At 61.3% G+C, this 26,210-nt stretch carries 23 protein-coding genes; 9 read left to right on the top strand and 14 right to left on the bottom strand.

The window, feature by feature from the left end:
- Positions 1–177 precede the first annotated feature (177 nt).
- Positions 178–1,167, bottom strand: coding sequence for a hypothetical protein (locus NE852_RS16375; RefSeq protein WP_008530615.1), 990 nt, complete (start codon positions 1,165–1,167; stop codon positions 178–180).
- A gap of 121 nt (positions 1,168–1,288) precedes the next feature.
- Between NE852_RS16375 and NE852_RS16370 the strand changes: the two genes are divergently transcribed.
- From NE852_RS16370 to der, 3 genes are all read left to right on the top strand, one after another.
- Complete coding sequence (locus NE852_RS16370; protein ID WP_008530616.1) at positions 1,289–1,867, top strand: NnrU family protein; 579 nt, start codon at positions 1,289–1,291, stop codon at positions 1,865–1,867.
- A 211-nt stretch (positions 1,868–2,078) separates the two neighbouring features.
- Positions 2,079–2,762, top strand: coding sequence for a tetratricopeptide repeat protein (locus NE852_RS16365; RefSeq protein WP_008530617.1), 684 nt, complete (start codon positions 2,079–2,081; stop codon positions 2,760–2,762).
- 16 nt (positions 2,763–2,778) lie between these two features.
- Positions 2,779–4,200 carry a ribosome biogenesis GTPase Der gene (der, locus tag NE852_RS16360; protein ID WP_258155836.1) on the top strand — a complete coding sequence of 474 codons (1,422 nt, stop codon included), beginning with the start codon at positions 2,779–2,781 and terminating at the stop codon, positions 4,198–4,200.
- 230 nt (positions 4,201–4,430) lie between these two features.
- Here the strand turns inward: der and NE852_RS16355 are convergent, their stop codons facing one another.
- The gene (locus NE852_RS16355; RefSeq protein WP_008530623.1) at positions 4,431–4,868 is read right to left on the bottom strand and encodes a MarR family winged helix-turn-helix transcriptional regulator; all 438 of its coding nucleotides are present in this window, start codon (positions 4,866–4,868) and stop codon (positions 4,431–4,433) included.
- A gap of 159 nt (positions 4,869–5,027) precedes the next feature.
- Between NE852_RS16355 and NE852_RS16350 the strand changes: the two genes are divergently transcribed.
- On the top strand, positions 5,028–6,041 hold the full coding sequence (locus NE852_RS16350; RefSeq protein ID WP_008530625.1) for an alpha/beta hydrolase: 1,014 nt from the start codon (positions 5,028–5,030) through the stop codon (positions 6,039–6,041).
- 70 nt (positions 6,042–6,111) lie between these two features.
- Here the strand turns inward: NE852_RS16350 and NE852_RS16345 are convergent, their stop codons facing one another.
- Positions 6,112–7,293 (bottom strand): glycosyltransferase family 1 protein, encoded by a 1,182-nt coding sequence (locus tag NE852_RS16345; RefSeq protein ID WP_258155835.1) that lies wholly within the window; start codon positions 7,291–7,293, stop codon positions 6,112–6,114.
- A 238-nt stretch (positions 7,294–7,531) separates the two neighbouring features.
- Entirely contained in the window at positions 7,532–8,572 is a 1,041-nt protein-coding gene (locus NE852_RS16340) for a glutamine synthetase beta-grasp domain-containing protein (protein ID WP_008530633.1), read from the bottom strand.
- Between the two features lie 433 nt (positions 8,573–9,005).
- On the opposite strand from NE852_RS16340, the gene gstI reads away from it, so the two are divergent.
- Positions 9,006–9,197, top strand: coding sequence for a glutamine synthetase translation inhibitor GstI (gene gstI, locus NE852_RS16335; protein WP_037172908.1), 192 nt, complete (start codon positions 9,006–9,008; stop codon positions 9,195–9,197).
- Positions 9,198–9,282: 85 nt separating this feature from the next.
- Here gstI and NE852_RS16330 read toward each other — a convergent pair whose 3' ends face one another.
- The 7 genes from NE852_RS16330 to NE852_RS16300 all read right to left on the bottom strand — a co-directional run bounded on the left by NE852_RS16330 (position 9,283) and on the right by NE852_RS16300 (position 16,340).
- Positions 9,283–10,200, bottom strand: coding sequence for a sugar kinase (locus NE852_RS16330; RefSeq protein ID WP_258155834.1), 918 nt, complete (start codon positions 10,198–10,200; stop codon positions 9,283–9,285).
- Positions 10,201–10,372: 172 nt separating this feature from the next.
- Positions 10,373–10,714, bottom strand: coding sequence for a hypothetical protein (locus NE852_RS16325; protein ID WP_008530639.1), 342 nt, complete (start codon positions 10,712–10,714; stop codon positions 10,373–10,375).
- Between the two features lie 177 nt (positions 10,715–10,891).
- On the bottom strand, positions 10,892–11,878 hold the full coding sequence (locus tag NE852_RS16320) for an ABC transporter ATP-binding protein (protein ID WP_258155833.1): 987 nt from the start codon (positions 11,876–11,878) through the stop codon (positions 10,892–10,894).
- Positions 11,871–12,872: an ABC transporter ATP-binding protein gene (locus NE852_RS16315; RefSeq protein ID WP_008530641.1), complete on the bottom strand. Its 1,002-nt coding sequence runs from the start codon at positions 12,870–12,872 to the stop codon at positions 11,871–11,873. Before NE852_RS16315 ends, NE852_RS16320 begins: the two co-directional genes overlap by 8 nt.
- Before the next feature lies 1 nt (position 12,873).
- Entirely contained in the window at positions 12,874–13,791 is a 918-nt protein-coding gene (locus tag NE852_RS16310; RefSeq protein WP_258155832.1) for an ABC transporter permease, read from the bottom strand.
- A complete protein-coding gene (locus tag NE852_RS16305) occupies positions 13,788–14,711 on the bottom strand; it encodes an ABC transporter permease subunit (protein WP_008530648.1) in 924 nt (307 codons plus the stop codon). The genes NE852_RS16310 and NE852_RS16305 overlap by 4 nt, the downstream gene beginning before the upstream one ends.
- A 48-nt stretch (positions 14,712–14,759) precedes the next feature.
- A complete protein-coding gene (locus NE852_RS16300; RefSeq protein WP_008530649.1) occupies positions 14,760–16,340 on the bottom strand; it encodes a peptide ABC transporter substrate-binding protein in 1,581 nt (526 codons plus the stop codon).
- 285 nt (positions 16,341–16,625) lie between these two features.
- On the opposite strand from NE852_RS16300, the gene NE852_RS16295 reads away from it, so the two are divergent.
- Positions 16,626–18,275, top strand: a complete 1,650-nt coding sequence (locus NE852_RS16295; RefSeq protein WP_008530651.1) for an alpha-glucosidase family protein — start codon at positions 16,626–16,628, stop codon at positions 18,273–18,275.
- Positions 18,276–18,283: 8 nt separating this feature from the next.
- On the opposite strand, the gene ade is transcribed toward NE852_RS16295, so the two are convergent.
- Together ade and NE852_RS16285 are read right to left on the bottom strand one after the other, a co-directional pair.
- Positions 18,284–19,981, bottom strand: a complete 1,698-nt coding sequence (ade, locus tag NE852_RS16290; RefSeq protein WP_008530654.1) for an adenine deaminase — start codon at positions 19,979–19,981, stop codon at positions 18,284–18,286.
- A 115-nt stretch (positions 19,982–20,096) separates the two neighbouring features.
- Positions 20,097–21,200: a branched-chain amino acid ABC transporter substrate-binding protein gene (locus NE852_RS16285; RefSeq protein WP_008530655.1), complete on the bottom strand. Its 1,104-nt coding sequence runs from the start codon at positions 21,198–21,200 to the stop codon at positions 20,097–20,099.
- Between the two features lie 457 nt (positions 21,201–21,657).
- On the opposite strand from NE852_RS16285, the gene NE852_RS16280 reads away from it, so the two are divergent.
- The gene (locus NE852_RS16280; RefSeq protein ID WP_008530657.1) at positions 21,658–22,572 is read left to right on the top strand and encodes an HD-GYP domain-containing protein; all 915 of its coding nucleotides are present in this window, start codon (positions 21,658–21,660) and stop codon (positions 22,570–22,572) included.
- Between the two features lie 80 nt (positions 22,573–22,652).
- Here the strand turns inward: NE852_RS16280 and NE852_RS16275 are convergent, their stop codons facing one another.
- Positions 22,653–23,978, bottom strand: coding sequence for an aspartate aminotransferase family protein (locus NE852_RS16275; protein WP_008530658.1), 1,326 nt, complete (start codon positions 23,976–23,978; stop codon positions 22,653–22,655).
- Here NE852_RS16275 and NE852_RS16270 point away from each other — a divergent pair.
- Both NE852_RS16270 and NE852_RS16265 read left to right on the top strand, forming a co-directional pair.
- Positions 23,977–24,234, top strand: a complete 258-nt coding sequence (locus NE852_RS16270) for a hypothetical protein (protein WP_128623586.1) — start codon at positions 23,977–23,979, stop codon at positions 24,232–24,234. The two genes, NE852_RS16275 and NE852_RS16270, sit on opposite strands and share 2 nt — an antisense overlap.
- On the top strand, positions 24,227–26,200 hold the full coding sequence (locus NE852_RS16265; RefSeq protein ID WP_008530659.1) for a PhoX family phosphatase: 1,974 nt from the start codon (positions 24,227–24,229) through the stop codon (positions 26,198–26,200). Before NE852_RS16270 ends, NE852_RS16265 begins: the two co-directional genes overlap by 8 nt.
- Positions 26,201–26,210: the final 10 nt, after the last annotated feature.

Below are 26,210 nucleotides of genomic sequence, written 5' to 3'. Positions count from 1 at the left end.
GCCTGCTGTGCCGAGCGGCCCCCTCATCCGACCCTTCGGGCCACCTTCTCCCCGCTGGGGAGAAGGGGCTGCAAGTGGCGGGGTCGCGGTTCCCCCTTCGCCCCAGCGGGGAGAAGGTGCCCGTTAGGGCGGATGAGGGGGCCGCACGGCACCACCCCTCGTTCAAAAAGCTTCCCGTCAGAGCCCTGAAGTCCGCTCCAGCTTTCCGCGCGCCTCGATCATCGGGATCGCTTCCGAATAGCTGACGCAGGCCACGTCCGCGCGGTGGCAGACGTCGCTGACCAGTCGGTCTAGCGCGCGCCAATAGGCGCCACCGTTCATTTCGACGAAGTGGAAGCCGAGCTGGAGGGGGATGCGGTTGCCATTGTACTGGCGGTCGAAGGCCTGGGAGAAGGCGGCGTAGGCGCGATCCTCGAATTCCTTCGAATCGGCGCTGTCTTCCTCGCCCTTGGAATGGCGGACGAAGAGATTGTAGTCCATGCCGATGATCGGCTTTTCGCTCGGGCCTTCGGGGATCAGCGGCAGGCCGAAGCGGATGATGCCGTCTTCCTCGACAGGCATGGCCGGGCCCTTGGTGACGAGGCTGGCATCATAGGAAAAGCCCGCCTTCTTTTCGGCGGCGATCATGTCGGCGCCCGCCGTTGCCGAGAGATAGGGCGCGCGAAATCCCTTGATGCCGTGATTGACGAGATCCTGCCAGCCGGTCGGCTCCGCAAGGCCGACGCCCTTCCAGGCATTCTTCAGCGTCGCATGAAAGGTGGCGTATTCGGCCGACCAGTCGGCTTCGCTCCACTGGCGGCCGTCGAAATGACCGCAGGCATGGCTCGATATGTCGTGGCCTTCGAGATGGGCGTGCCAGATATTGCCGAGGCGCTCGCGGATTTCGTCATCGCTCTGTGCGAAGCCGACATTGGATTTTCCGCGTTTCTGATGCGGCGCCTGATACGCCTTCTTCGCCGCCTCGTTCATCAGGAAGGTGCAGGAGAGGAAATAGGTGAAGTGGGCGCCGTTCTTCGCCGCCATCTCGCGGCTCTTCAGCCAGAGCGCATTGTCGTGGGCGCCGTCGAAGGAGATGATGACGAGCTGTTTCGGCCGGTCGGTCGCTTCCGCCATCGCGGGAAGAACGAACGAGGCAGCCAGACAGGTGGCGAGAATAAGACGAGACATGGGCACCGCGACAATTTGTTCGCGGTTTCCCTCCGATAGAATTGCGGCGAAGCTGCGGTCTTGCTGGCATTTTTTCCCGCCAACCGCTAAGCCATGACAAACGGCACGGAAGGGATGCGCAATGACGCTGCTTATCGTCGGAATCATACTTTTTCTTGGAGTGCATCTGGTGCGGGTGGTGGCTCCGGATCTGCGCCGCTCGATGATCGCAAGGCTCGGCGAAAATGGCTGGCGGGCCGGCTATTCGCTTGCGAGTATTCTCACGCTGATCCTGCTGATCTACGGTTTCGGCCAGGCCCGGCAGGTGACCGGCATGCTCTACAATCCGCCGGTCTGGATGGCGCATATCACAATCACGCTGATGCTGATCGCGATCATCTGTCTCGTCGCCTCGCTGCTGCCGGCGGGGCATATTGCGACTAAGACCAAACATCCGATGGTGCTCTCGGTGAAGATCTGGGCGCTGGCGCATCTGCTGGCCAATGGCGAAACGTCGTCGGTGTTGCTGTTCGCGGCCTTCCTCGCCTGGGGCGTGATCGTGCGCATTTCGCTCAAACGGCGGCAGCGGGCGGGCGAGATCACGCTCCGGCCCTTCGTCTCGGCGAAATACGACCTCTATGCCGTCGTCATCGGCATCGTCGCCTGGGCGCTGATCATCTGGAAGCTGCACGAATGGTTGATCGGGGTTTCGCCGCTCTAAAGCGCGTCGCGGTTAACTTGATTCACGCGACGCGCTTTAGCTCTTTGTTTTTATGCATGTCGTTATCCGGGAACCGCTGCACCCTTCCCGGCGACATGCATTGGATGTAACGAATCTTTCACATCCCCCTTACAACGGCGGCAAAATGGGGTAGAAGGCCCGGCAATATGCATCTTGCATAGTATGGGTATTTCCGCGGCCGGAGACGAGAATGGCATTCAACGACGACAGCTTCATCCGTGAAGTCAATGAGGAATTGCGATCCGACCAGATGAAGGGTGCCTGGCGCCGCTTCGGCCGCTATATCATCGTCGTCGCCATCCTGATCGTCGTCGGCACCGCCGGCAAGGTTGTCTATGAATATTGGGACGACAACCGCTCCTCCAGCGCCGGCGACCAGTTCCTGGCGGCGATGAAGCTCGCCGACGAGAACAAGAACGACGAAGCGCTGGCCGCGCTCGACAAGCTGGAGAAGGAGGGCCATGGCGCCTATCCGGTGCTGGCGCGCATGCGGGCCGCGACCGTCCAGGCGCAGAAGGGCGATGCTGCTGCTGCGATCGCCGCCTTCAACGAGATCGGCAAGGACAATGGCGTTCCGGCTGCGGTGCGCGATGCCGCGAAAATGCGCTCCGGCTGGCTGCAGATCGAGAATGGCACCTATGAGCAGGTTTCGGCTGCGATCGAGGAAATGGCCGTGCCGGGCAACGCCTTCCGTCATTCGGCGCGCGAAGCGCTCGGCCTTGCCGCCTACAAGGCCGGCAATATGGCGCAGGCGCGCCAATGGTTCCAGTCGATCGTCGATGATACCGACAGCCCGCGCAATGTTGCCAATCGCGCCCATATGATGCTTGATCTCATTACCGCATCCGGCAAGGCGCCCGCCGCGCAGGGCTGAGTTTTAAGGAAAAAGAATGAGTTTCACGGTCGCGATCGTCGGTCGTCCGAATGTCGGCAAATCGACGCTTTTCAACCGGCTGGTCGGCAAGAAGCTGGCGCTGGTCGACGATACGCCGGGTGTGACCCGCGACCGCCGGCCCGGCGATGCGCGGCTGATGGGCCTCACCTTCACGATCATCGACACGGCCGGTCTCGAAGAGGCCGACGAGGAAAGCCTGCAGGGCCGCATGCGCGCCCAGACGGAAGCGGCGATTGATGAGGCCGATCTCTCACTCTTCGTTGTCGACGCCAAGAATGGCCTGACGCCTGTCGACACCGCCCTTGCCGAAATGCTGCGCCGGCGCGGCAAGCCGGTGGTGCTCGTCGCCAACAAGTCCGAGGCGCGCGGCTCCGACAGCGGCTTTTACGATGCCTATACGCTTGGCCTCGGCGAGCCGACGCCGATTTCGGCCGAACACGGGCAGGGCATGCTTGATCTGCGCGACGCGATCGTCGAGGCGATCGGCAAGGACCGGGCCTATGCCAAGGAGGATGTTGCCGTCACGGACGTCGATATTCCCCAGGGCGCGGATGAGGGCGATGACGAGGACGAAGAGCCCGTCTATGACGACACCAAGCCGCTCCGGGTGGCGATCGTCGGTCGTCCGAATGCCGGCAAATCCACGCTGATCAACCGGTTCCTCGGTGAAGACCGGCTGCTGACCGGGCCTGAAGCGGGCATTACCCGCGATTCCATCTCGGTCGAGTGGGACTGGCGCGGCCGAACCATCAAGATGTTCGACACCGCAGGCATGCGCCGCAAGGCGCGGGTGACCGAGAAGCTGGAGAAGCTTTCCGTCGCGGATGCGCTGCGCGCCATCCGCTTCGCCGAAACCGTCGTCATCGTCTTCGATGCGACGATCCCTTTCGAGAAGCAGGATCTGCAGATTGTCGACCTCGTGCTGCGCGAAGGCCGCGCGGCGGTTCTCGCCTTCAACAAGTGGGATATGATCGAGGACCGGCAGGCGGTGCTGGCGGATCTCCGCGAAAAGACCGACCGGCTTCTGCCTCAGGCACGCGGCATCCGCGCCGTGCCGATCTCCGGCCAGACCGGCTGGGGTCTCGACAAGCTGATGCAGTCGATCATCGACACGGATAGGGTTTGGAACAAGCGCATTTCGACGGCGCGGCTCAACCGCTGGCTGGAGACGCAGCAGATCCAGCATCCGCCACCGGCTGTTTCCGGTCGCCGGATCAAGCTGAAATACATGACGCAGGTCAAGGCCCGCCCGCCGGCCTTTATGATCTCCTGCACCCGCTCGGACGCGCTGCCGGAATCCTATACGCGCTATCTGATCAACGGGCTGCGCAACGATTTCGACATGCCGAGCGTGCCGATCCGTATCCATTTCCGCTCGCCGGATAATCCGTTCGAAGGCAAGAAGAGGCGGACGTAGGGCGCCCGTTGGCGCCTTGTGGAATATCCGTTTGTGTTGTGCTTGGGGTTGCCCCACTCTGCCCTGCCGGGCATCTCTCCCACAAGGGGGGAGATCGACTCGCGGATTGCATCTCCCCAAACAATTGATGTTGGAGCGGGCGGCCCAGCCGACCTCCCCACCTGTGGGGGAGATGCCCGGCAGGGCAGAGGGGGTGTCCAAGGCACGGCGTCTATATGATCGCCCTGAACCTAAGCCACGCTCTTATTCAACGCCTCGCGCAAGGCCACGATCTCGGCCTGTAGCCGAGTTAGATCCGCCGCATCACGGCCGCTCGCTTCCACGATACAGCCGGGAATGCCGATCGCTTTTTCCTTCAGGCGCATGCCTTCCTCGCTCAAGCGGATGACGACGACGCGTTCGTCCTCGGTGCTACGCTCGCGCCTGATGTAGCCTGCGCTTTCCAGGCGTTTGAGCAGAGGGGTCAGCGTGCTCGATTCCAGGGAGAGCTTTTCGCCGAGGCCGCCGACGGTCTGGCCGTCCTGTTCCCATAGCGCGACCATGGCAAGATATTGCGGGTAGGTGAGGCCGAGCGTGTCGAGAAGCGGCTTGTAGACGCGGTTCAGGGCATGGCTTGCCGTATAGACGGCGAAGCAGATGAAATTGTCGAGCTTCAGCTGATCCTGCATGGTCACCTCCAGAACTGAGCGAATTTATATCGTGCGATAAATAATTGGAAGCGATTTTTATGCATGGCAGGCATGTCGAAATTCGAATTGCTCGATAAATAATCGTGCGCGATATAAAGATGTGTTCAGTACGGACACCGAACCCGAGAGGACAAGACAATGTCGACCGTCAAGACCGCAGTTTCCGCAGCAGCACTCCTGGCAGCCTCCGCCGTCGGCGCGCTGGCCGATCCAGTCCTCGAACCGACGACGCAGAAATTCATCGACCGTCTTGCCGGCGGCAAGCCGATCTACACGCTGTCGCCGGCCGATGCCCGCAATGTTCTGGCCGGCGCGCAGAAGGGCGACGTCAAAAAGCTCGCTGCAAAGGAAGAAGATAAGGTCATCAAGGCTGGTCCGACCGGCAGCATCAAGCTGCGCATCGTCCGCCCGGAACATGCCAAGGGCACGCTGCCGGTCATTCTCTATTTCCATGGCGGCGGCTGGGTGCTCGGCGATGCGGATACGCACGACCGGCTGGTGCGCGAGATCGCCAATGGCACCGATGCCGCCGTCGTCTTCGTCGATTATGAACGCTCGCCGGAAGCCCGTTATCCCGTTGCCATCGAGCAGGCCTATGCCGCGACCAAATATGTCGCCGAGCATGCCAAGGAGTTCAAGATCGACGCCAGCAGGCTGGCGGTTGCGGGCGACAGCGTCGGCGGTAACATGGCGGCGGTGGTCACGCTGCTTGCCAAGGAGCGCGGCGGTCCTGCGATCGATCAGCAGGTATTGTTCTATCCCGTCACCGACGCCAATTTCGATAATGGCTCCTATAACCAGTTCGCCAATGGTCCTTGGCTGACGAAGGAAGCGATGAAGTGGTTCTGGAACGCCTACCTGCCTGACGAGGCCAAGCGCAAGGAGCCTACGGCTTCGCCGCTGCAGGCGTCGCTGGAGCAACTGAACGGCCTGCCGCCGGCTTTCATCATCACCGATGAAAATGACGTTCTGCGCGACGAAGGCGAAGCCTATGGCCGCAAGCTCAGCCAGGCCGGCGTCAAAGTCACGTCAATGCGTTACAACGGCACGATCCACGACTTCGTGCTCTTGAACGCTATTGCCGAAACGCCTGCCACGCGCAGCGCGATTGCCGTCGCGAACGACACGCTTCGCAACGCTTTGCACAAGTAAGGCGATCAGAGTTCTTTGTCTTCACGCAATTCCGGACGCAAAACCGCTTCACCCTTTTGCTGGAATTGCTTTAGTCCGAGGACGGGAGAGGCCCGGCGGTTTCGCCGGGCTTTCGGCTTCTTGGAAGCGACTTGGCGAACTGCCAGGCCTTCTTCCATTTCGGCGTGATCACGCCGTTGGCGGCGCGGATGTTGTTGATGAATTGCAGCGTCGCCGCTTCCCAGGAATATTGCATGGCGAGCGCATGCGCCTTCTCCCGTGAAGCGGAGAGGGCGGCAAGGCAGGCGGCGCGCAGGTCCGTATTGAGTGCGCCGACCTCGCTGTCTTCGCCGATAATGTCGAGCGGGCCGGTGACCGGATAGGCGGCGACCGGGACGCCCGAGGCCAGCGCTTCCAAGATGGTGTTGCCGAAGGTGTCGGTGAGCGAGGGGAAGACAAAGACGTCAGCCTGGGCATAGGCCTGCGCCAGCTCCTCGCCGAATTTCACGCCGGCGAAGAAAACATCAGGATATTGCTTCTCGAGCTCGGCGCGCGCCGGGCCGTCGCCGACGACGACCTTTGAGCCCGGCAGATCAAGATCGAGGAAAGCCGGCAGGTTCTTTTCGAGCGCCACGCGGCCGACGGTCATGAAGATCGGGCGCGGCAGGCTGAAGGGTTTTTCCTCGAGTGCCATCGGACGGAACTGTGTGGCGTCGATGCCGCGGCTCCAGGGCATGAGATTGCGGATGCCCTTTTCTGACAGCTCGTGCGCAAGGCTCGGTGTCGCCACCATGCAGCCGGCGCCGCCATTGTGGAACCAGCGGACGAAGGAATAGAGCCAGCTCTTCGGGATCGGCAGGCGGGCCGCGACATATTCCGGAAAGCGGGTGTGGTAGCTCGTCGAAAACGGCATGCGGTTCTTCAGGCACCAGCGGCGGGCGGTCAGCCCCAGCGGCCCTTCAGTGGCGATATGCACATAAGAGGGATTGTGCTTTGCGATCTCGCGGGCGATGCGGCGGTAACTGGCGATCGACAGGCGGATCTCGGGATAGGTGGGGCAGGGGATGCTGTTGAAGCGCTCCGGCGTGACCATCGAAACTTCGACGCCCATCTTTGCCAGCTCGCGATTGGTGTTTTCGATCGAGCGCACCACGCCATTGACCTGCGGATGCCAGGCATCGGTGACGATCACCAGCCGTTCCGGCAGTTTGCCGGCGGAGGCGGCATTGGCCCAGCTCTCGCCGCTGTAAGTGTTTGCCGGACGTTGCAGCATGTCGTGATTTCCATCCGCGTTGCAGTGATCTGTCAACGCTCAACCCCAAAGCGGGGTTCCGGAACGGCGATTCCCGCTTGCCTATTTTGAGGCATGACCATGATGGAAATATTACAGCCGCTTGCCAATGCTTTCAGGCATCTAGCGGCTCGATCGCCGCGAATATGTCAGCGGCCGACCATGTTTTTCAGGCAAAAAGAATGACGGCGCCGGTCGAGGACCGGCGCCGCTTGGGAGGTTAGGCGGCAGCGGAAGCAGAACCGGCGAGCGGAACTTCCGAAATCGTCTTCAGAACCTGCGAAGCGATCTGGTAGGGGCAGCCCTGCGAGTTCGGGCGGCGATCTTCCAGATAGCCCTTGTAGTCGTTCTTGACGAAGGAGTGCGGAACGCGGATCGAAGCGCCACGGTCGGCAACGCCGTAGGAGAACTTGTTCCACGGAGCCGTCTCGTGCTTGCCGGTCAGGCGCTTGTCGTTGTCAGGACCGTAGACGTTGATGTGGTCCATCAGGTTCTTTTCGAACTGCGCCATCAGCGCTTCGAAATAGGCCTTGCCGCCGACTTCGCGCATGTACTTGGTCGAGAAGTTGCAGTGCATGCCCGAACCGTTCCAGTCGGTGTCGCCGAGCGGCTTGCAGTGATACTCGATGTCGATGCCGTATTTTTCGGTCAGGCGCTGCAGCAGGTAGCGTGCCATCCAGATCTGGTCGGCAGCCTTTTTGGAGCCCTTGCCGAAAATCTGGAATTCCCACTGACCCTTGGCCACTTCGGCGTTGATGCCTTCGTGGTTGATGCCGGCAGCCAGGCAGAGATCGAGATGTTCTTCGACGATTTCGCGGGCCACGTCGCCGACGTTCGAATAGCCGACGCCGGTGTAGTAGGGGCCCTGCGGAGCCGGGTAGCCCTGCTCGGGGAAGCCGAGCGGACGGCCGTTCTGGTAGAAGAAGTATTCCTGCTCGAAGCCGAACCAGGCATCTTCATCGTCGAGGATGGTCGCACGAGCGTTGCTCGGGTGCGGCGTGACGCCATCGGGCATCATGACTTCGCACATGACGAGCGCGCCGTTGGTGCGGGCCGGGTCGGGATAGATGGCGACGGGCTTCAGCACGCAATCGGAGCTGCGGCCTTCGGCCTGCATGGTCGACGAACCGTCGAAGCCCCAGAGCGGAAGCTGTTCCAGCGTCGGGAATGCGTCGAATTCCTTGATCTGCGTCTTGCCACGCAGGTTCGGTACCGGAGTGTACCCATCGAGCCAAATATACTCGAGCTTATATTTTGTCATCGTGACTCTCTCAAATGCTACGAAGGTGAGCAAATCCGGAGACGATCTCGGCGCGCAAACGCATCCGACCGCCAGGGGATGCATCTATTGAAGCATGTAGCGTGCCAGTTTGATGCCTTGCGAAAGAAAAATCGCGAATCAGCCGGCCGCGACGCTTTTTTCGCTTCCCCCGAAAGCAGCCCGGGTTCACGGCCGAGGGCTGAATCATCAAGGAAGACCAGAAATTTCGGCCTTGGAACCGGATGAAAAATTGGGCGTTAGCTGGAAGTGATGAAGTGTTGAACAAATAGGCGGAAGCTTCCGCCGTAGACAGCACAGCGATCAATCATTGCGGCAGTTGTGCGCATATTTTGTGCAATTTGCATAAACTATGTGCATTGTGCTATGGTTTTGGTGCCAAATGTTGATGCGCGAGCTGAATGGAGGCGATCTGATGCCCACCGGTTTCCATCGTGAATCCGCAACGATCTACCAGTTTCCCGTCAGGCCGCCGCGAACCGCCAGCCGGTTCGAACGCGCCCGGGTGATGGAGCGCGAGGCAGCCGAAGTCTGCGATGCGGCCCTCGATAGCTGCTGGTATCACGACGAGGCGGTTCGCGAGACCGATCGGCCGACGAAATCCTGATTTCCCGTTTCACCTGGGGAGCAGAAATGCCCTAAGGCGGGGAGTGCCCGCGCGTGGCGTTCTTATGATGTCGTCATGCGCGGGCTCAGGCGCCCAAACCAAGCTTTTCCTTTACGACCAATGCGCCGTGTTCACTGACGACCCGGGCTGCGACGCCGGCGGCGAAGCGGGCGGCGGCGGGCGCATCGCCGGTTTCCAGATATCGGGAGAGGAAGGCGCCGTTGAAACTGTCGCCGGCGCTTGTCGTATCGACCACCTTCTTCACCTTCTCGGCCGGAACGAAGCTCTCCTCGCCGGCAAAATTCAACCTGACGCCTTCTGCGCCGTTCTTGACGACGATATTGGCGGCGCCGAGCGCGCGATAGCGGTGGATGGTCGCTTCGATGGAATCGTCGCCGAAATGGGCCGCTTCGTCGTCGAAGCTCGGCATGACGAGTACGGCGGAGCGGGCGCCTTCGCTGATCGTCGCGTGCATCACGTCGTAGCTCGCCCAGAGGCGGGGACGGATGTTGGGATCGAAGACCACGAGTTTGCCGGCGGCCTTGGCGCGGCGGACTTCGGCCAGCAGCGTCGCGGCGTCCTCCTGCGGAAGGATGGCGAGGGTGATGCCTGAGAAATAGACGACGTCGGCGCTTTCCACCGCCTCGCGTAGGCGATCAGGATCGGCGGCGAGGCTGCGGGCAGCCGAATTGTCGCGCCAGTAGCTGAACGAGCGCTCGCCGTCCTTCAGGCTGATCATATAGAGGCCGGGCGTCTTGCCCCTGATGCGGCGGATGAGGCTCGTGCCGATCCCCGCCTTGTCGATAAAGGCCACCATCTCATCCGACATGGCGTCGTCTCCGAGGGCGGTGAAATAATCGACGGACCAGTCGGGGCCAAGGCAGGCGCGGGCATACCAGGCGGTATTGAAGGTATCGCCGGCAAAACCCTTGCGCAGCAGACCGTCGCCTGCCTGCGAGAGCTCCACCATGCATTCACCGATCGATAGAAACCGTCTGCTCACCTTGTCCTCCCGTCATGAGCGCCGCTGATTCAACAGGCAGCTCCATCGTTTGATTGACGTTTCATCCGCTGATACGCGGAGCCGGGCGGAGTGACAAGCGCCGATCCGATCTTACGAGGAATGAAAAGCCCGCCTCCACGGACGAAGCGAAGGAGGCGCAGGCGACGGATGGTTATTCGTGGATGGTATAGCTGCCGAGTTCGCAAAGGTCCTGCGTGTCTTCGGTGGTGTCGAGATCCGAGTTTTCGTCGAATTCGAAGCGCATGTCATATTTGCAGACGGTGCGGCCATCGGCGATGGTGATGTTCACGGTCTCACCCGGATTGAGAACGTTTTCGCCGAAGACGTCTTCTTCCCAGCTGTTGACGCCCGTCGGCGAGCTGTAGAAGCGTGTCAGGACGGAATTGGTGCCGTTGGTGAGCTGGAACTTCAGATCTTCGGCATGCGATGATACGGCTGAGCAGGCGACGATCGCGGCTGCCAGCGCGATCAATCCAGATAGTTTCGATTTCATGTATCGTTCCCCTGGCCCATGATTAGGCCCGAACGCGATAGCATATCCGCAGCTAAATCTTCGTTATCATAGACTATAGATTCCGAGATAAGTCTGTTTTCGGAACACTTGGTCCTGGCGATGAACAGGCAAATGTTCGGAAAGGGCGAAGGCCACTTCAGGCGGCCTTCGTTCCATTCACGGCCTGTCCATATGATAGCAGGCGGCCTTCTGGCCGAGGCGGACTTCTTCGGTCGGCGGCATTTCAGTGCGACAGATGTCGGTCGCTTTCCAGCAGCGCGGCGAGAAGACGCAGCCTTTCGGTGGATTGAGCGGCGAGGGCGGATCGCCCTGCAGACGGATGCGGGTGCGCAGCCGCGCGAGCTTCGGATCCGGAATCGGTGCTGCGGAAAACAGCGCCTGCGTATAGGGGTGAGCCGGATGATCGAAGACGGTGGCACAGTCGCCTGATTCAACCACGCGGCCGAGATAGAGCACCAGCACGTCGTCCGAGATCAGGCGCACGACCGAGAGGTCGTGGCTGATGAAGATCAGCGTCAGGCCGAATTCCTTGCGCAGCTTGCGCAGGAGCGTGATCACCTGCCCCTGGATCGAGACGTCGAGCGCCGAAACCGGTTCGTCGCAGACGATGAGCTTCGGCTTGGTGACGACGGCGCGGGCAATACCGATGCGCTGCGCCTGGCCGCCCGAGAATTCGTGCGGATAGCGGTTGATCATCTCCGGCACGAGGCCGACGGCACTCATGATCTCGCGCACGCGCTGGGTGCGCGCGGCCTTCGAAAGCTTGGGCTCGAAGACGGTGAGGGGCTCGGCGATGATGTCGCCGACCGTCATGCGCGGGTCGAGTGAAGCGATCGGATCCTGGAAGATGATCTGCATGTCGCGGCGCGCGGCGCGCATTTCCTCGTCCGTGAGGTCGAGAAGATTGCGGCCCTGCCAGAGGATGCGGCCTTTCTGCGATTTCAGGAGGCGCAGGATGGAGCGGCCGAGCGTGGATTTGCCGCAGCCAGATTCGCCGACGATGCCGAGCGTGCGGCCTTCGGCGAGATCGAAGCTGACATTGTTGACGGCGGTGAGGAAAACCGGCGGCTTGAAGAGGCCTTTTGCCGGCAGTTCGAACTGGGTCGTCAGGTTCTCGACCCTCAGTAGCGATCGATCAGCCATGGTTCAGCAACTCCTCGCGACGGGGGAACGGATGGTAGCAGGCCGCACAATGGCGCGGCGCCAGCGTTTCGAGGGAGGGCGGACGGTCGATGCAATCGTTCTGCACTTGCGAACAGCGCGGCGAGAAATTGCAGCCCTTCGGCAGATGCTGCAGGTTCGGCGGACGGCCGGGAATGACGACAAGGTCGTCGACATCCTGGTCCGGGCGCGGGATCGAGGCATGCAATGCCGCCGTATAAGGATGGGCCGGATTGTCGAAGAGCTCGTCGACGGGCGCCTCCTCGACGATGCGGCCGGCATACATGACGGCGACGCGGTCGGCGAGGCCGGCGACGACGCCAAGATCATGGGTGATCATGATGAGCGCCGTGTTCATCTCCGCCGTCAGATCGTTGAAGAGATCGAGGATCTGCGCCTGGATGGTGACATCGAGGGCGGTCGTCGGCTCGTCGGCGATCAGGAGCTTCGGCTTCGTCAGCAGCGCCATGGCGATGACGATGCGCTGGCGCATGCCGCCTGACAGTTCGTGCGGATAGAGATGGAAGCGTCGCGTCGGGTCGGGGATGCCGACGCGCTTCAGCATGTCGAGGGCGGCGGCAGATGCGGCCCGCGCCGTCAGACCGCGGTGAACCTCCAGCTGTTCCGTCAACTGCCGGGAAATCTTCAGAGACGGGTTCAGGGCGGTCATCGGGTCCTGAAAGACCATGGCCATGTCCTTGCCGCGGATCTGGTCGAGTTCGCGCGGTTTCAGCGACAGCACGTCCTTGCCTTCAAGCCGCGCCTGTCCCGTCGTCCTGCCGTTCTTGGCGAGCAGGCCCATGATGCCGAGGAAGGTCTGGCTCTTGCCGGAGCCGGACTCGCCGACGATGGCGATGCGCTCGCCGCGCCGGACGGTGAGGTTCATGTTCGAGACCGCCTTCACCTCGCCGTCGGGCGTGGCGAAAGTGATCGAGTAATTCTCGAGTTCGAGGAGGATGTCTTTTTCCTGAGGCATTCTATCGATCCTTCGGGTCGAACGCGTCGCGCAGGCCGTCGCCGATGAAGAGCAGGCTGAGCAGCAGGGCGACGAGGAAACTTGCCGGGAAGATCAGCAGCCAGGGCATGCTTTCCATGGCGTCGGTTCCCTCGGCGATCAGCGTGCCGAGCGAGGTCAGCGGTTCCTGCACGCCGAAGCCGAGATAGGAGAGGAAGCTTTCCGTTGCGATGATTTCAGGCACGGTCAGCGCCGCGAAGATGACGACGGGGCCGACGAGGTTCGGAATGATGTGCTTGACGATGATCTTGAACGGCCGCTGCCCGGATGCGCGCGCCGCCTCGATGAATTCCCGGTGTTTGATCGAGAGCGTCTGGCCGCGCACGATACGGGCCATTGTCAGCCACTCCAGCGCGCCGATCGCGGCAAAGAGCAGGTAGACGTTGCGGCCGAAGATCACCATCAGCAGGATGACGAAGAGGATGTAGGGAAGCGCGTACATGATATCGACGAAACGCATCATGATCGCATCCAGCCTGCCGCCGATATAGCCGGAGATCGCCCCATAGAGCACGCCGATGACGACGGAGACGACGGTCGCCGTCAGCGCCACGGCAAGCGAGACGCGGGTGCCGTAGAGGACGCGTGCGAGAAGATCGCGGCCATTCGGGTCGGTGCCGAAATAATGGCCGGTCTCGATTGAGGGCGGGATGCGGAAAGCCGCCCAATCCGGGTCCTCGTAGTTGAAGGGAATGAACCACGGGCCGAGGAAGGCGGCGAGGATCAAGAGGCCCAGGACGGCGATCGAGAGCACGGCCGCCTTGTTGCGCCCGAGGCGGCGCAGCGCATCCTTGGTGAGCGAACGGCCTTCGGGCGCGAGACCTTCCGCCTCCAGAAGCTCCTGGGCAAGAAGCTCGCGTTTTGCGGGATTGAGGATCATCGGTTTCTCACTTTCGGGTCCAGCCAGGCATAGGCGATATCGACCAGAAGGTTCAGGAAGACGATCAGCACCATGTAGAAGATGACCGTGCCGAGAACCATGCCGTAATCGCGGTTCAGCGCCGCGTTGACGAAGTAGCGGCCGATGCCGGGCAATCCGAAGATGCTTTCGACAACCAGCGAGCCGGTGAGAAGGTAGCTTGCCGCCGGACCCAGATAGGAAACAACAGGCATCAGCGCAGGCTTCAGCGCGTGGCGCATGACCGTCAGGCGCGGGCCGATGCCCTTGGCCTTGGCGGTGCGGATGAAGTTCTGGTTCATCACCTCGATCATCGAGCCGCGGGTGATGCGCGAGATGCGACCGGCATGCGGCAAGGCCAGAACGACGATCGGCAGAATGAGGTATTTGATCGAGCCGTCACCCCAGCCGCCGACCGGAAACCAGGCGAGATGGATGCCGAAGATCAATTGCAGGATCGGCGCGATCAAGAAGTTCGGCAGCACGACGCCGACCAGGATGAGCGCGCCCAGAATATAATCCGGCGCCTTGTTCTGATAGAGGGCGCCAAGACAGCCGACGGCCACGCCGACGATGATGGCAATCAGGAAGGCGGCCGTGCCGATGGTGAAGGTATAGGGCAGGCCGATCATGATCTGCTGGGCGACGGTGAAGTCCTCGCTGGCGAAGGACGGGCCGAGATCGCCCCTGAGCAGATCGCCGACATAGATCAGGTACTGCTGGATCAGCGGCTTATCCAGATTGTAGTGGCTAGCGAGGTTTTTGAGGATGACCGGCGGCAATGGCCTTTCGCCATCGAAAGGGCCGCCGGGGGCAAGGCGCAAAACAAAAAACGAGGCTGTTACGGCGATCCACATGACGGGGATCGTCGACAGAAGGCGACGGAGGGCGTATTTGATCATGGTCGTGGGCCGGTCCTTTCCGCTACGCGCGGAAAGGACCGTTTTCCCTTACTCTTTCATCGACAGCCAGCGGGTGCGGTGGATGTCCTGAATGTTATCGACGAAGCCTTCGATCTTCGGCGAAACGACATTCTTCGAGACATAATAGTAGATCGGCAGGGCGGCGGATTCATCCAGCGCAAGCTGCTCGGCCTTCTTGAAGATTTCGGCGCGCTTCTTGAGGTCCGTCTCGGCGTTGCCTTCCTTGATCATCTTGTCGTAATCAGGATTGGACCAGCGGCCGTAATTCATCTGCACACCTGTGACGAGCAGGTTCAGGAAGTTGTCCGGGTCGTTGTAGTCGGCGAGCCAGCCGGCGCGGCCGATCTCCACCTGGCCGCGCTGCATCTGGTCGTAATGCACCTTGGTTTCGGCATTGACGAGTTCGACATCGACGCCGAGCGGCTTCCACATGGACGCGATCGCGACGGCGATGCGCTTATGGTTGTCGTTGGTGTTGTAGCTGAGGACGGCGTGGAGCGGCTTGTCCGGTCCGAAGCCGGCTTCTGCCAGAAGCTTCTTGGCCTCTGCGACCTTATCCTTATAGGGCAGGTCCTTCCAGCTGACATAGGCCGGTTCGCCGTAATTCGCCGTGCCCGGCGGAACCCAGGAATAGGCCGGCAATTCGCCGGTGCCGAGGATCTGCGGACCGATCACTTCGCGGTTGATCGCCATCGAGAGAGCCTGGCGGACGCGCTTGTCGCTGAAGGGCGGCTTCTGCGAGTTGACGACATAATAATAAAGGCCGGAGAAGGGGGCGACATGCGCCTGGCCCGGCAGGTTCTTCTTCATCCACTCGTACTGGTCGGTCGGGAAGTCGGTCATGATATCGAATTCACCGGCGCGGTAACGTTTCAGTGCCGCTTCCTGATCTTCCAGCACGAAGAACTTGGCGCCGTCGATCTTCAGATCCTTGGTGCCGTACCACTGATCGTTCTTGACAGTCGTAACATGCGAGCCCGGAACCCACTCGACCGGCTTATAGGGGCCGTTGGTGACGATATTGCCGATCTTGACCCAATCCTGGCCCTTCGCTTCGACGACATGCTTCGGCAGCGGATAGGCCGTGTAATGCATCAGGGCATTGAGGAAATAGGGTGTCGGGTTCTCAAGGGTGATTTCGAGCGTCTTGTCGTCGATCGCCTTGACGCCGAGCTGGTTGAAGTCGGTGATCTCGCCCTTGTTGATCTTTTCGGCGTTCTTGATGGTGAACTGCAGATAGGCATAGTCGGCGGCGTTCTTCGGGTCGACGAGGCGCTGGAAGGCGAAGACGAAGTCTCCTGCCGTTACCGGCTGGCCATCGGACCACTTGATGCCGTCACGAAGCTTGAAGGTATAGACCTTGCCATCCGGCGAAATGGTCCAGCTTTCGGCCTGGCCGGGGACCGGGTTGTCCTTGGCGTCCTCGGTGACGAGGCCTTCGAAAATGTCACCGGCGATACGATTCTCCCAGTCGCCTGAAAGTTTCTGCGGATCGAGCGACTGCGGGTCGCCACCATTATGAATGTTGAGCGTGGCCGCGTGCGCCGAAAAAGCCAGCAATGTGCCAAGCATCGCAGAGGCAAGAAATTTTTTCGTGAATTGGTTCATGGTGGGTCCACCTTTCTAGGCTTTGCGCCTTTATTAGACATTTGTTCCCGAGTTTGACCTTTTACGTGCAGGTCAGCGCGCACCTTATCGCAAAGGCTTTGCGTTGCAACCCCAAATCCGGAGGGTGGATCTGGGTTGTGGACAAGCCTATATACGTCTCCCCCTTGCCGGTTCGCGACGAGACGTTGCGGCGCCTGTCAGGCCATTCATGACGGCTTCACATGGTTGTCTTTTGTTGCATCCGCTTTAGTGTGGCGGGCGCGAATAGGGCAGGAGACATGGCCGATGGCATTGCAGGCAGGCGGGAATGCGGACTGGTGGCGGGGTGCAGTGATCTATCAGGTCTATCCGCGCTCGTTTCAGGACACCAACAGCGACGGGCTCGGTGATCTCAAGGGAATTACCCGCCGGCTGCCGCATATCGCCAGCCTCGGCGTCGACGCGATCTGGCTCTCACCTTTCTTCAAGTCGCCGATGGCCGACATGGGCTACGACGTTTCCGACTATTGCGATGTCGACCCGATCTTCGGGACGCTCGCCGATTTCGATGAGATGATGGCGGAAGCGCACAGGCTCGGCATCAAGGTCGTCATCGACCAGGTGATCTCGCACACATCAGACCGGCACCCCTGGTTCGTCGAGAGCCGGGCGAGCCGCACCAATCCGAAGGCGGACTGGTATGTCTGGGCCGATCCGAAGCCCGACGGTACGGCGCCGAACAACTGGCTCTCGATCTTCGGCGGGCCGGGCTGGGAATGGGACGGCGTGCGCCGGCAATATTACCAGCACAATTTCCTAACCTCGCAGCCGGATCTCAACTTCCACAGCAGCGAAGTGCAGGACGCGGTACTGGAGACCGTGAAGTTCTGGCTCGACCGCGGTGTCGACGGCTTCCGGCTGGATACGGTCAATTATTATTTCTGCGACAAGCAGCTGAGAAGCAATCCGCCGCACGAGCCCGATACCAGTGACGGGGGCCTCGATGCGCCCGACTCCAACCCCTACGGCATGCAGAACCATCTCTACGACAAGACGCAGCCGGAGAATATCGGCTTCCTCAAACGTTTCCGGGCACTGCTCGATCGGTATGAGGATCGCGCGACCGTCGGCGAGGTCGGCGATGGCGCGCGCTCGCTGAAGACGGTGGCCGCCTATACGAGCGGCGACGACAAACTGCATATGTGCTACACGTTCGACCTGCTCGGACCGGATTTCACGGCCGCCCATATTCGCGGTTGCGTCGAGGCTTTCCAGAAAGCAGTGACCGACGGCTGGGTCTGCTGGGCCTTCTCCAATCACGACGTCATGCGCCATGTCAGCCGCTTCGCGCTGAGCGAGGAGGAGCGGCCTGTCATCGCCAAGCTCGCGATCTCGGTGCTGGCGGCGCTGCGCGGCTCGATCTGCCTCTACCAGGGCGAGGAGCTCGGCCTGCCGGAGGCGGAACTCGCCTTCGAGGATCTGCGCGATCCCTACGGCATCCGCTTCTGGCCGGCCTTCAAGGGCCGTGACGGATGCCGCACGCCGATGCCCTGGGAAGCCGGCAAGGCGCATGCCGGCTTTACCTCGGCCGAAAAGAGCTGGCTGCCTGTACCCTATGAGCAGGCCGCACTTTCCGTCGATACGCAGCAGAACAGCGACAGTTCGGTGCTGCATCACTATCGCCGGACGCTCGCCTTCCGGAAAAGCCACCCGGCGCTTGTCGACGGCGAGATGACGTTCATCGACACCAACCAGGACCTCCTCGCCTTCATCCGCGAAAAGGGCGGCGAAAAACTGCTCTTCGTCTTCAACCTGACGCGCGAGCCTGCGGAGTTTCAACTTCCTGCCGGCATGGTGCTGGGCGCTCCTTTGTCCATGCCCGGGTTCAAAGCTGTCGCCGGCATCAAGACAGTGCAACTCGACGCGCTTGACGCCTTCTGCGCTCGGATCAGCTAACTCGGTCGTCAGCTGATCAGCGCGAAGCGATCGACGTCCACCATCCCCTTGTCCGAAATCTTCAGGTGCGGGATGACAGGCAGTGGCAGGAAGGCGAGCTGGAGGAAAGGTTCCTCCAGCGTGGCGCCGAGCGCGAAGGCGGCTTTGCGCAGATGGTGCAGCGTGTCGCGGACGGTCTCGTAGGGTTCGAGGCTCATCAGGCCGGCGACGGGCAGGGCGATTTCGCCGGTGACCTTGCCGTCTTCGACGACGACGAAGCCGCCCTTGATCTCGCCGAGGCGGTTTGCGGCGCGCGCCATGTCGTCCTCGCTGACGCCGACGACGCAGATATTGTGGCTGTCATGACCGACGGTGGAGGCGATCGCGCCTTTCTTCAGGCCGAAGCCCTGGACGAAGCCGTTGGCGTGATTGCCGTTCTTGCCGTGGCGTTCGATGACGGCGACCTTGATGATGTCCTTGGTGAGATCGACCGTCGTTTCATTGCCTCTGACGGGCAGGCGGTAGCGGCGGTGCTCGGTGATGATCTTGCCCGGCATGACGCCGATCACGGATGTTTCGCCCTCTCTGGCAGGCACGCCGAAATGGGCGGCGTTGACGGGCCGGGCCTTGACGCTGTCGAGGCCGATCGGGGCAACCGGCTTGCGCGTGGCAAAGAGCGTGTCGGTGACGCGGCGGCCGGCCGAGAAGACCATTTCGGCGCGGCAGTTTTCCAGGCTGTCGAGAACCACCAGATCGGCGCGCCATCCCGGCGCCACGAGGCCGCGGTCCCTCAGACCAAAAGCACGGGCGGCTGAGATCGAGGCGGCGCGGTAGATCGCCAAAGGCTCGACGCCGTTGGCGATCGCCGTGCGGATCATATGATCAAGATGGCCCTGTTCGGCGATGTCGAGCGGATTGCGGTCATCGGTGCAGAGCGCGATGTAAGGCGAAAGCCGCTCGGTGATGATGGGGATCAGCGCTGCGAGATCCTTGGAGACCGAGCCCTCGCGCACGAGGATATGCATGCCCTTGCGGATCTTTTCCAGCGCTTCGGCCGCGGTCGTGCATTCATGCTCGGTGCGGATTCCGGCTGCGAGATAGCCGTTGAGGTTGTTGCCGGAGAGAAGCGGCGCGTGACCGTCGATATGGCTGCCCTGAAAGGCGTCGAGCTTTGCCATACAGACGGGATCCTTATGGATTACCCCGGGAAAATTCATGAATTCGGCAAGGCCGATGACCTTGGGATGGTCGCGGTAGGGCAGGAGGCTCTCGATCGGCAGGTCTGCGCCCGCAGTTTCGAGATGTGTGGCCGGTACGCAGGAGGAGAGCTGGACGCGGATGTCCATGATCGTTTCCAGCGCGGAAGCGAGGAAGAATTCGATACCTTCCTTGCCAAGCACATTGGCGATTTCGTGCGGATCGCAGATCGCGGTGGTGACGCCGTAGGGCAGGACGCAGCGGTCGAATTCATGCGGCGTGACGAGCGAGGATTCGATGTGCAGGTGCGTGTCGATGAAGCCGGGCACGACGATCCGGCCCGAAATGTCGATTTCGGTCTCGCCCTCATAATCGCCCGACGTGCCGACGATGCGGTCGGCGCCGATGGCGATGTCGGAGCGTACGAGCTCACCGGTGACGAGATCGAAGAAGCTGCCGCCCTTCAGCACGATATCGGCGGGGATTCGGCCCACACCCTGGTCTATGAGACGTTCGAGTTTGCTGGTCATGGCTTCGCTCACATTGCAACCGATTCCGACGTTATAGCCGATCTCAGGCGACATGCGATGCCCACAAACGAAACCGGGCGCCTTACGGCGCCCGATCACTGTTTTGCGTCGTAGCTTACTCAGCGGCGACGATCTTGCCGCCTTCCCACTTGTAGAGCGAGAAGCTCTGCGAGGTGAGGTCGCCGGTTTCGCCATAGGTAAGCTTGCCGATGGCGGTCGGGATTTCCATGCCGCCCTTTAGCGCGGCCGCGACGGCTTCCGCATCCTCGGCGCTGCCGGCCTTCTCGATGCCGGCCTTCAGAACTTCGACGGCGGCATAGGCGTTCAGAGTAAAGGCTTCGGCCGGGATATTCTTGGCGGTGAGCGCATCGGCGGCAGTCTTGGAGTCCGGGCTCTTGGTGGCGTCGGAAGCATTGGTGAACAGCGTGCCTGCTGCCGCATCCGTGCCGATTGCCCAGAATTCGGTATTGGAGAGGCCGTCGCCGCCGATGATCATCGCGTTGGCGGAGAGGTCATGCAGCTGGCGGGCGAGGAGGCCGCCTTCCGGATGATAGCCGCCGAAATAGACCACGTCGACCTTCTCGGACTTGATGCGGGTGGTGAGCGCGCTGAAATCCTTGTCGCCGGGTGTGATCGCATCGTTGACGACTTCGGTGATGCCGCCGGCATTCAGCGTCGCCTTGAAGGCATCGGCGAGGCCCTTGCCGTAAGCGCCCTTGTCGTTGACGATGGCGATGCGCTTGTCCTTGAAATTCTTCAGCACGTATTTCGCGGCCACTTCGGCCTGCTGGTCGTCGCGCCCGCAGGTGCGCAGTATGTTGGTAAGGCCGCGCTTGGTGAGATCGGGGGCCGTCGCCGTCGGAGTGACCATCAGCACGCCGTTTTCAGCCAGTACGTCCGAAACGGGGATCGCGACGCCCGACGTGACCGGGCCGACGACGAAACGGATGCCGTCGCCGACGACCTTGTTGGCGGCGGAAACGCCCTGCTTCGGTTCGCCGGCATCGTCGGTCAGTTCGAGGACGACCTTCTCGCCGAGAATGCCGCCCTTCTTATTGATCTCGTCGACGGCGGTCTGGGCGCCGTTCTTCACCTGGTCGCCATAGGCGGCGACGGGGCCGGTCAGCGGTGCGATCAGGCCGATGGTGATATCGGCATGGGCAAGCGGAGCAAAGGCGAGCGACGCGATGAGGGTCGCCGTCAATGTCTTGAGGGTCATTGTCTGTCTCCTTGGATGGGGTCGTTCCGACCCACGATGAGATGCCGCGCCGGCTTTCCCGATCATTCAACGGCCTCCGGGCCGTGCCAAGGACGATCGATAGCGGCGCGATCAGCGAGCCGCCGGCCATATTTGACTCGGGGAGGCTCATGAGGAGATTTTTAGGAATTTTGGCGGGATTTCGCAAGTTCATAACAAAACGGACTGAAAATCAGGTCGATTTGGCTGAAAATGCGCTCGAATTGGTCAGTTTTCTTGCGTTTCCGTCGCTTTTTCAAGCCGGGCGCGAGGCCGTAAACTTTTGTCGAGGTCGAGCCTTCGTTCTTGCAGGCGACTTTATCGTTCCCATTAACCGTTAATTTGGCTGCGTGTAGTAGAAGCATTCGATACCCAAATGAGTGAAATGAAAAAGAACTATACAAAGATTACATAGACATATCAGGAAATAGAGTTCTGGATGCTCAAGCGTATCGACGCCAGCCAGGTGCGTATCGGAATGTTTGTTGAGGTCATCGAAGGCCTTTGGCAGGATCCCCTTTTATCCAAGCGTAGATTTTCCCTGCAACGCGAGATCGATGCCGCGAAAATCCGCAAATGCGGCACCGCCACCGTCGTCATCAATACGAGCAGGGGTTTCGATACCAACGGCCTGCCGGGCCGTGACATCGAGATCGACGTCAGGGCAGCGCGCGAGACCATTCAGAAATCCGTGCAGGTGTTGGAGGAGGTTTTCGGCAAGCTGCGGATTGGCGATGGTATGACCGTCGATCACGTTGCGCCCGTGATTTCCTCCGTCTCCAAGTCGCTGGATCAGAATCCTTCCGTCTTCATGAGCGTCACACGCCTGAAATCAAAGGACGAAGTGACCTTCCTGCATTCCATTTCGGTGAGCGCGCTGATGATCCTTTTCAGCCGCCATCTCGCTTTCGACGAGCACACGGTTCAGGTGCTCGGCACCGCCGGATTGCTGCACGACGTCGGCAAGCTCGACATTCCGCTTGAAGTGCTCACCAAGGAAGGGCGCCTGGACGAAGATGAGATCAACCTGCTCCGGGGGCATCCGGAGAAGGGGCACGAAATCCTGTCGCGGCAGGAGGGCATGTCGGAGATCATTCTCGACGTCTGCCTCAATCACCATGAGCGCATCGACGGAAAGGGTTATCCGAACCGCTTGTCGGGCAGGGCGGTGAGCCTGCACGCACGTATTGCGGCGATCTGCGATGTCTATGACGCGCTCACCTCCGTGCGGCCATACAAGGCGCCATGGAGCGCGAGCGATGCGCTGAAATGGATGCTGGGCGTGGAGGGACATTTCGATCGACGGCTCCTGAAGAGATTCGCCCTCTGCCTTTCCATCGCCTCGGTGACTTGAATTTTCGTCGATTGCGGAAACGAAAGCCCGCGAAGAATGTTCTCCGCGGGCTATCGATGCCGGACGCCTTCAGGACGTCTTCAGATGTTGTTCTGCAGGATGGTGCGCAGCTTGCCGAAGAGTTCATCGATATGGTGCTTCTCGATGATCAGCGGCGGGGACAGCGCGATGATATCGCCGGTGGTGCGGATCAACAGGCCGCTTTCATAGGCTTTCAAGAAGGCCGTGAAGGCGCGCTTTGTCGGTTCGCCGGCAATCGGGTCGAGCTCGATCGCGCCGATCAGGCCGGTATTTCTGATGTCGATGACATTGGGGCAATCCTTCAGGGAGTGCAGTGCATCGGCCCAGTAGTCGGAAAGCTCGGCCGCGCGGGTGAGCAGGCCCTCTTCCTTGTAGGTGTCGAGCGTGGCGAGGGCGGCTGCGGAAGCGATCGGGTTGCCGGAATAGGTGTAGCCGTGGAAGAACTCGATCATGTGCTCCGGACCGCTCATGAAGGCATCATGGATCTCGGAGGTGACGAAAACGGCGCCCATCGGGATGACGCCGTTGGTCAGGCCCTTAGCGGTGGTGATCATGTCGGGCTTGACGTCGTAATATTGCGCGGCGAAGGGAGCGCCCAAGCGGCCGAAACCGGTGATGACCTCGTCGAAGATCAGAAGGATGCCGTGCTTGGTGCAGATTTCGCGCAGCTTCTGCAGGTAGCCCTTCGGCGGGATCAGGACGCCGGTGGAGCCGGCCACCGGCTCAACGATGACGGCGGCGATGGTGGAGGCGTCATGCAGCGTGACGATGCGCTCGAGTTCGGTCGCGATATCTCCGCCATGCTCGGGCTCGCCGCGCGTGAACTTGTTTTTGCCGGGCAGGTGGGTGTGCGGCATGTGATCAACGCCGGTTAGAAGCGTGCCGAACATCTTGCGGTTGGAGACGATGCCGCCGACGGAGATGCCGCCAAAATTGACGCCATGATAGCCGCGCTCGCGGCCGATCAGGCGGAAGCGTGAACCATTGCCCTTCACGCGATGATAGGCGAGCGCCACCTTGAGCGCCGTCTCCACGGATTCGGAGCCGGAATTGGTGTAGAGAACGTGGTTCATGCCTTCCGGCGCGATGTCGACCAGGCGGTTCGCCAGTTCGAAGGCCTTGGGATGGCCGAGCTGGAAAGCCGGCGCGTAGTCGAGTTCACCGGCCTGCTCGCGGATCGCCTCGGTGATTTTCGGGCGGCAGTGGCCGGCATTGACGCACCAGAGGCCCGCCGTGCCGTCCAGCACCTGGCGACCGTCATGGGTGGTGTAATACATGTCCTTGGCGCCGACGAACAAACGCGGCTCCTTCTTGAACTGACGGTTTGCCGTAAACGGCATCCAGAAGGCGCGAAGATCGTTCGGTGTATTGAGGCGGTTGGACATGCTGTTCTCCTGGCCGCTGACGGCCCGTTCCCGGGGCTTTACGCCCAAATTTTTACTGCCCGGTCAAATTATCAGCGCTTCCCGAGGCGTCAACGGGAAAGTCTCGAAAGCCGCTTCGTCGGCGCGCTGCCGCAGGCGGCCGTCATCATTCCTTCGCCTCCGCTTGCTAGAAAAGGCGATGGCCCGCGGGCGCGATGGCATTTTGATTAATTCACTGAAATCAAACGATATTTCGACCGGAGATCCTCATGTCTGACCGTCAGAAGACAAGAGCGCGGCCCACCCGGCGCCGCGCATTCGCGCCGAGCTATGGCGCCATCCTCGAAGAGGGCGTTCGCCGCCGCAGCGTTCTCAAGGGTTTCCTCGCCGCAATGGGTGTTGCGGCCTTTGCGCCAGCGCTCGGAGCATCGCGCGCGGAGGCTGCTGTATCCAGCCTGACATTTCCCGAACTCAAGCGTGTCCGCGATACCGCCGACCACTGGCCGGACGGATATGAGCGCCAGATTCTGGCGCGTTGGGGTGACGCGCTTTTTCCCGACAGCCCGGAATTCGACATCGCAACGCTTGATGGCAAGGCCGCTGAGCGGCAGTTCGGCTACAACAACGACTTCACGCAGTTCCTGCCGCTGCCCTGGGGCGAGAAGAGCTCCGATCATGGGCTGATGGTCGTCAGCCATGAATATGCGACGCCCTTCCTGATGTTTGCCGGGCTGACGAAGGAGGACTATCGCGAGAAGCTCTCGGACAATCAGATCCGCGCCGTCATGGCCGCTCTCGGCGTCTCGATCTTCGAAGTGAGAAAGACGGACGGCCAATGGGCGATCGTCAAGGACGGCAAATACAATCGCCGCATCCATATGAGCACGGAGATCGGCATCTCGGGTCCGGCCGCGGGCGACGACCGCCTGAAGACCAAGGCCGATCCGAGCGGAACGGTCGTGTTCGGCACGGTCTCGAACTGCAATGGCGGCATCACCCCCTGGGGCACGATGCTCTCGGGCGAGGAAGGCGCGATGGATGCCTTCGCCGGCGACTACAAGACGCTGGCAAACCAGGAACTGGTCGAGCGTCAGGGTTGGGATGAGGATGAGAACGATATCTACGCCGTGAGCCGCGTCGAGCCGCGCTTCAAGTTCGAGGAAGAGCCGAACGAATGGATGCGTTTCGACTGGGTGGTCGAGATCGATCCGTTCGATCCGACGGCAAGGCCGGTCAAGCGCACCTCGCTCGGCCGCATGACGCATGAGGGCGCGCAGTGCTGCGTCGCCCCCGACGGCCGCGTGGTGGTCTTCATGGGCGATGACGACGATTTCGAATATATCTATCGCTTCGTCACCCGCGATCCCTGGAACCCGAATGATCGCGCCGCCAACAAGGACCTGCTCGACCATGGCACGCTTGCTGTCGCCAAGTTCGAAAGCGACGGCACGATGGCCTGGATCCCGCTCGTTGCGGGCGAGGGGCCGCTGACGGCGGAAGCCGGCTTCAAGAGCCAGGCCGATGTCGTGCTGGCGACGCGCGCCGCAGCCGACCTCGTCGGCGCCACACCGATGGACGGGCCGGAAGGCTTCATCCCGCATCTCGGCACCGGCAAACTTTATGTCGCCATGACGGAGAATGAGGATCGCTTGCCGAAGGGCGAGGGCGGCGACAAGAAGGAGGCGGTCAATATCGCCAATCCGTGCGGCCCCAATCCGCATGGTCATCTGCTGGAGCTTGCCGCACCCGGCGGCCCTGAAAAGCCGGACTATGCGGCTGCGAGCTTCAAGTGGGACGTCTTCATTCTCTGCGGCGATCCTGCCAAACCTGAGGACCAGGCGATGTTCCATCCGGCCACGACCTCCGCCGGCTGGTTCACTGACCCCGACAATCTCGCCGTCGATCCGGCCGGCCGCCTCTGGGTCACGACCGATGGGCCGCCGCCGGAAGGCATCGCCGATTCCGTCTATGTGATGGATACCGAGGGCCCGGGCCGGGCGCTGCCGAAGCTGTTCTATATCGCGCCCGTCGGCTCGGAAACCTGTTCGCCGACCTTCACCTCGGACGGCAGCAGCGTCTTCCTCTCGATCCAGCATCCGGGTGAACTCAGAATGGCCGACAACGAGGATGCGACCTCGATGGAGGATGCCGGCACCAACTGGCCCGATTTCAAGCCCGGCATTCCCGCCCGCCCATCGCTGGTGGTGCTGAGCCGCGCCAACAACGGTGTTGTCGGCAGTTAAATGCGACATG

Source organism: Rhizobium sp. Pop5, from assembly GCF_024721175.1.
Classification (GTDB): domain Bacteria; phylum Pseudomonadota; class Alphaproteobacteria; order Rhizobiales; family Rhizobiaceae; genus Rhizobium.
This window is presented reverse-complemented; position numbering and strand designations above follow the sequence as displayed.

Excerpts from the sequence above, each read along its gene's own strand:
- gstI (WP_037172908.1), top strand. The coding sequence starts at position 9,006 with ATGCCCACCGGTTTCCATCGTGAATCCGCAACGATCTACCAGTTTCCC.
- NE852_RS16310 (WP_258155832.1), bottom strand. The coding sequence starts at position 13,791 with ATGATCCTCAATCCCGCAAAACGCGAGCTTCTTGCCCAGGAGCTTCTG.
- NE852_RS16305 (WP_008530648.1), bottom strand. The coding sequence starts at position 14,711 with ATGATCAAATACGCCCTCCGTCGCCTTCTGTCGACGATCCCCGTCATG.
- ade (WP_008530654.1), bottom strand. The coding sequence starts at position 19,981 with ATGACCAGCAAACTCGAACGTCTCATAGACCAGGGTGTGGGCCGAATC.
- NE852_RS16280 (WP_008530657.1), top strand. The coding sequence starts at position 21,658 with ATGCTCAAGCGTATCGACGCCAGCCAGGTGCGTATCGGAATGTTTGTT.
- NE852_RS16275 (WP_008530658.1), bottom strand. The coding sequence starts at position 23,978 with ATGTCCAACCGCCTCAATACACCGAACGATCTTCGCGCCTTCTGGATG.
- NE852_RS16345 (WP_258155835.1), bottom strand. The coding sequence starts at position 7,293 with ATGCTGCAACGTCCGGCAAACACTTACAGCGGCGAGAGCTGGGCCAAT.
- NE852_RS16270 (WP_128623586.1), top strand. The coding sequence starts at position 23,977 with ATGCTGTTCTCCTGGCCGCTGACGGCCCGTTCCCGGGGCTTTACGCCC.
- NE852_RS16325 (WP_008530639.1), bottom strand. The coding sequence starts at position 10,714 with ATGAAATCGAAACTATCTGGATTGATCGCGCTGGCAGCCGCGATCGTC.
- NE852_RS16265 (WP_008530659.1), top strand. The coding sequence starts at position 24,227 with ATGTCTGACCGTCAGAAGACAAGAGCGCGGCCCACCCGGCGCCGCGCA.
- NE852_RS16315 (WP_008530641.1), bottom strand. The coding sequence starts at position 12,872 with ATGCCTCAGGAAAAAGACATCCTCCTCGAACTCGAGAATTACTCGATC.
- NE852_RS16295 (WP_008530651.1), top strand. The coding sequence starts at position 16,626 with ATGGCATTGCAGGCAGGCGGGAATGCGGACTGGTGGCGGGGTGCAGTG.
- NE852_RS16285 (WP_008530655.1), bottom strand. The coding sequence starts at position 21,200 with ATGACCCTCAAGACATTGACGGCGACCCTCATCGCGTCGCTCGCCTTT.
- NE852_RS16375 (WP_008530615.1), bottom strand. The coding sequence starts at position 1,167 with ATGTCTCGTCTTATTCTCGCCACCTGTCTGGCTGCCTCGTTCGTTCTT.
- NE852_RS16300 (WP_008530649.1), bottom strand. The coding sequence starts at position 16,340 with ATGAACCAATTCACGAAAAAATTTCTTGCCTCTGCGATGCTTGGCACA.
- NE852_RS16320 (WP_258155833.1), bottom strand. The coding sequence starts at position 11,878 with ATGGCTGATCGATCGCTACTGAGGGTCGAGAACCTGACGACCCAGTTC.
- NE852_RS16340 (WP_008530633.1), bottom strand. The coding sequence starts at position 8,572 with ATGACAAAATATAAGCTCGAGTATATTTGGCTCGATGGGTACACTCCG.
- der (WP_258155836.1), top strand. The coding sequence starts at position 2,779 with ATGAGTTTCACGGTCGCGATCGTCGGTCGTCCGAATGTCGGCAAATCG.
- NE852_RS16365 (WP_008530617.1), top strand. The coding sequence starts at position 2,079 with ATGGCATTCAACGACGACAGCTTCATCCGTGAAGTCAATGAGGAATTG.
- NE852_RS16355 (WP_008530623.1), bottom strand. The coding sequence starts at position 4,868 with ATGCAGGATCAGCTGAAGCTCGACAATTTCATCTGCTTCGCCGTCTAT.
- NE852_RS16350 (WP_008530625.1), top strand. The coding sequence starts at position 5,028 with ATGTCGACCGTCAAGACCGCAGTTTCCGCAGCAGCACTCCTGGCAGCC.
- NE852_RS16370 (WP_008530616.1), top strand. The coding sequence starts at position 1,289 with ATGACGCTGCTTATCGTCGGAATCATACTTTTTCTTGGAGTGCATCTG.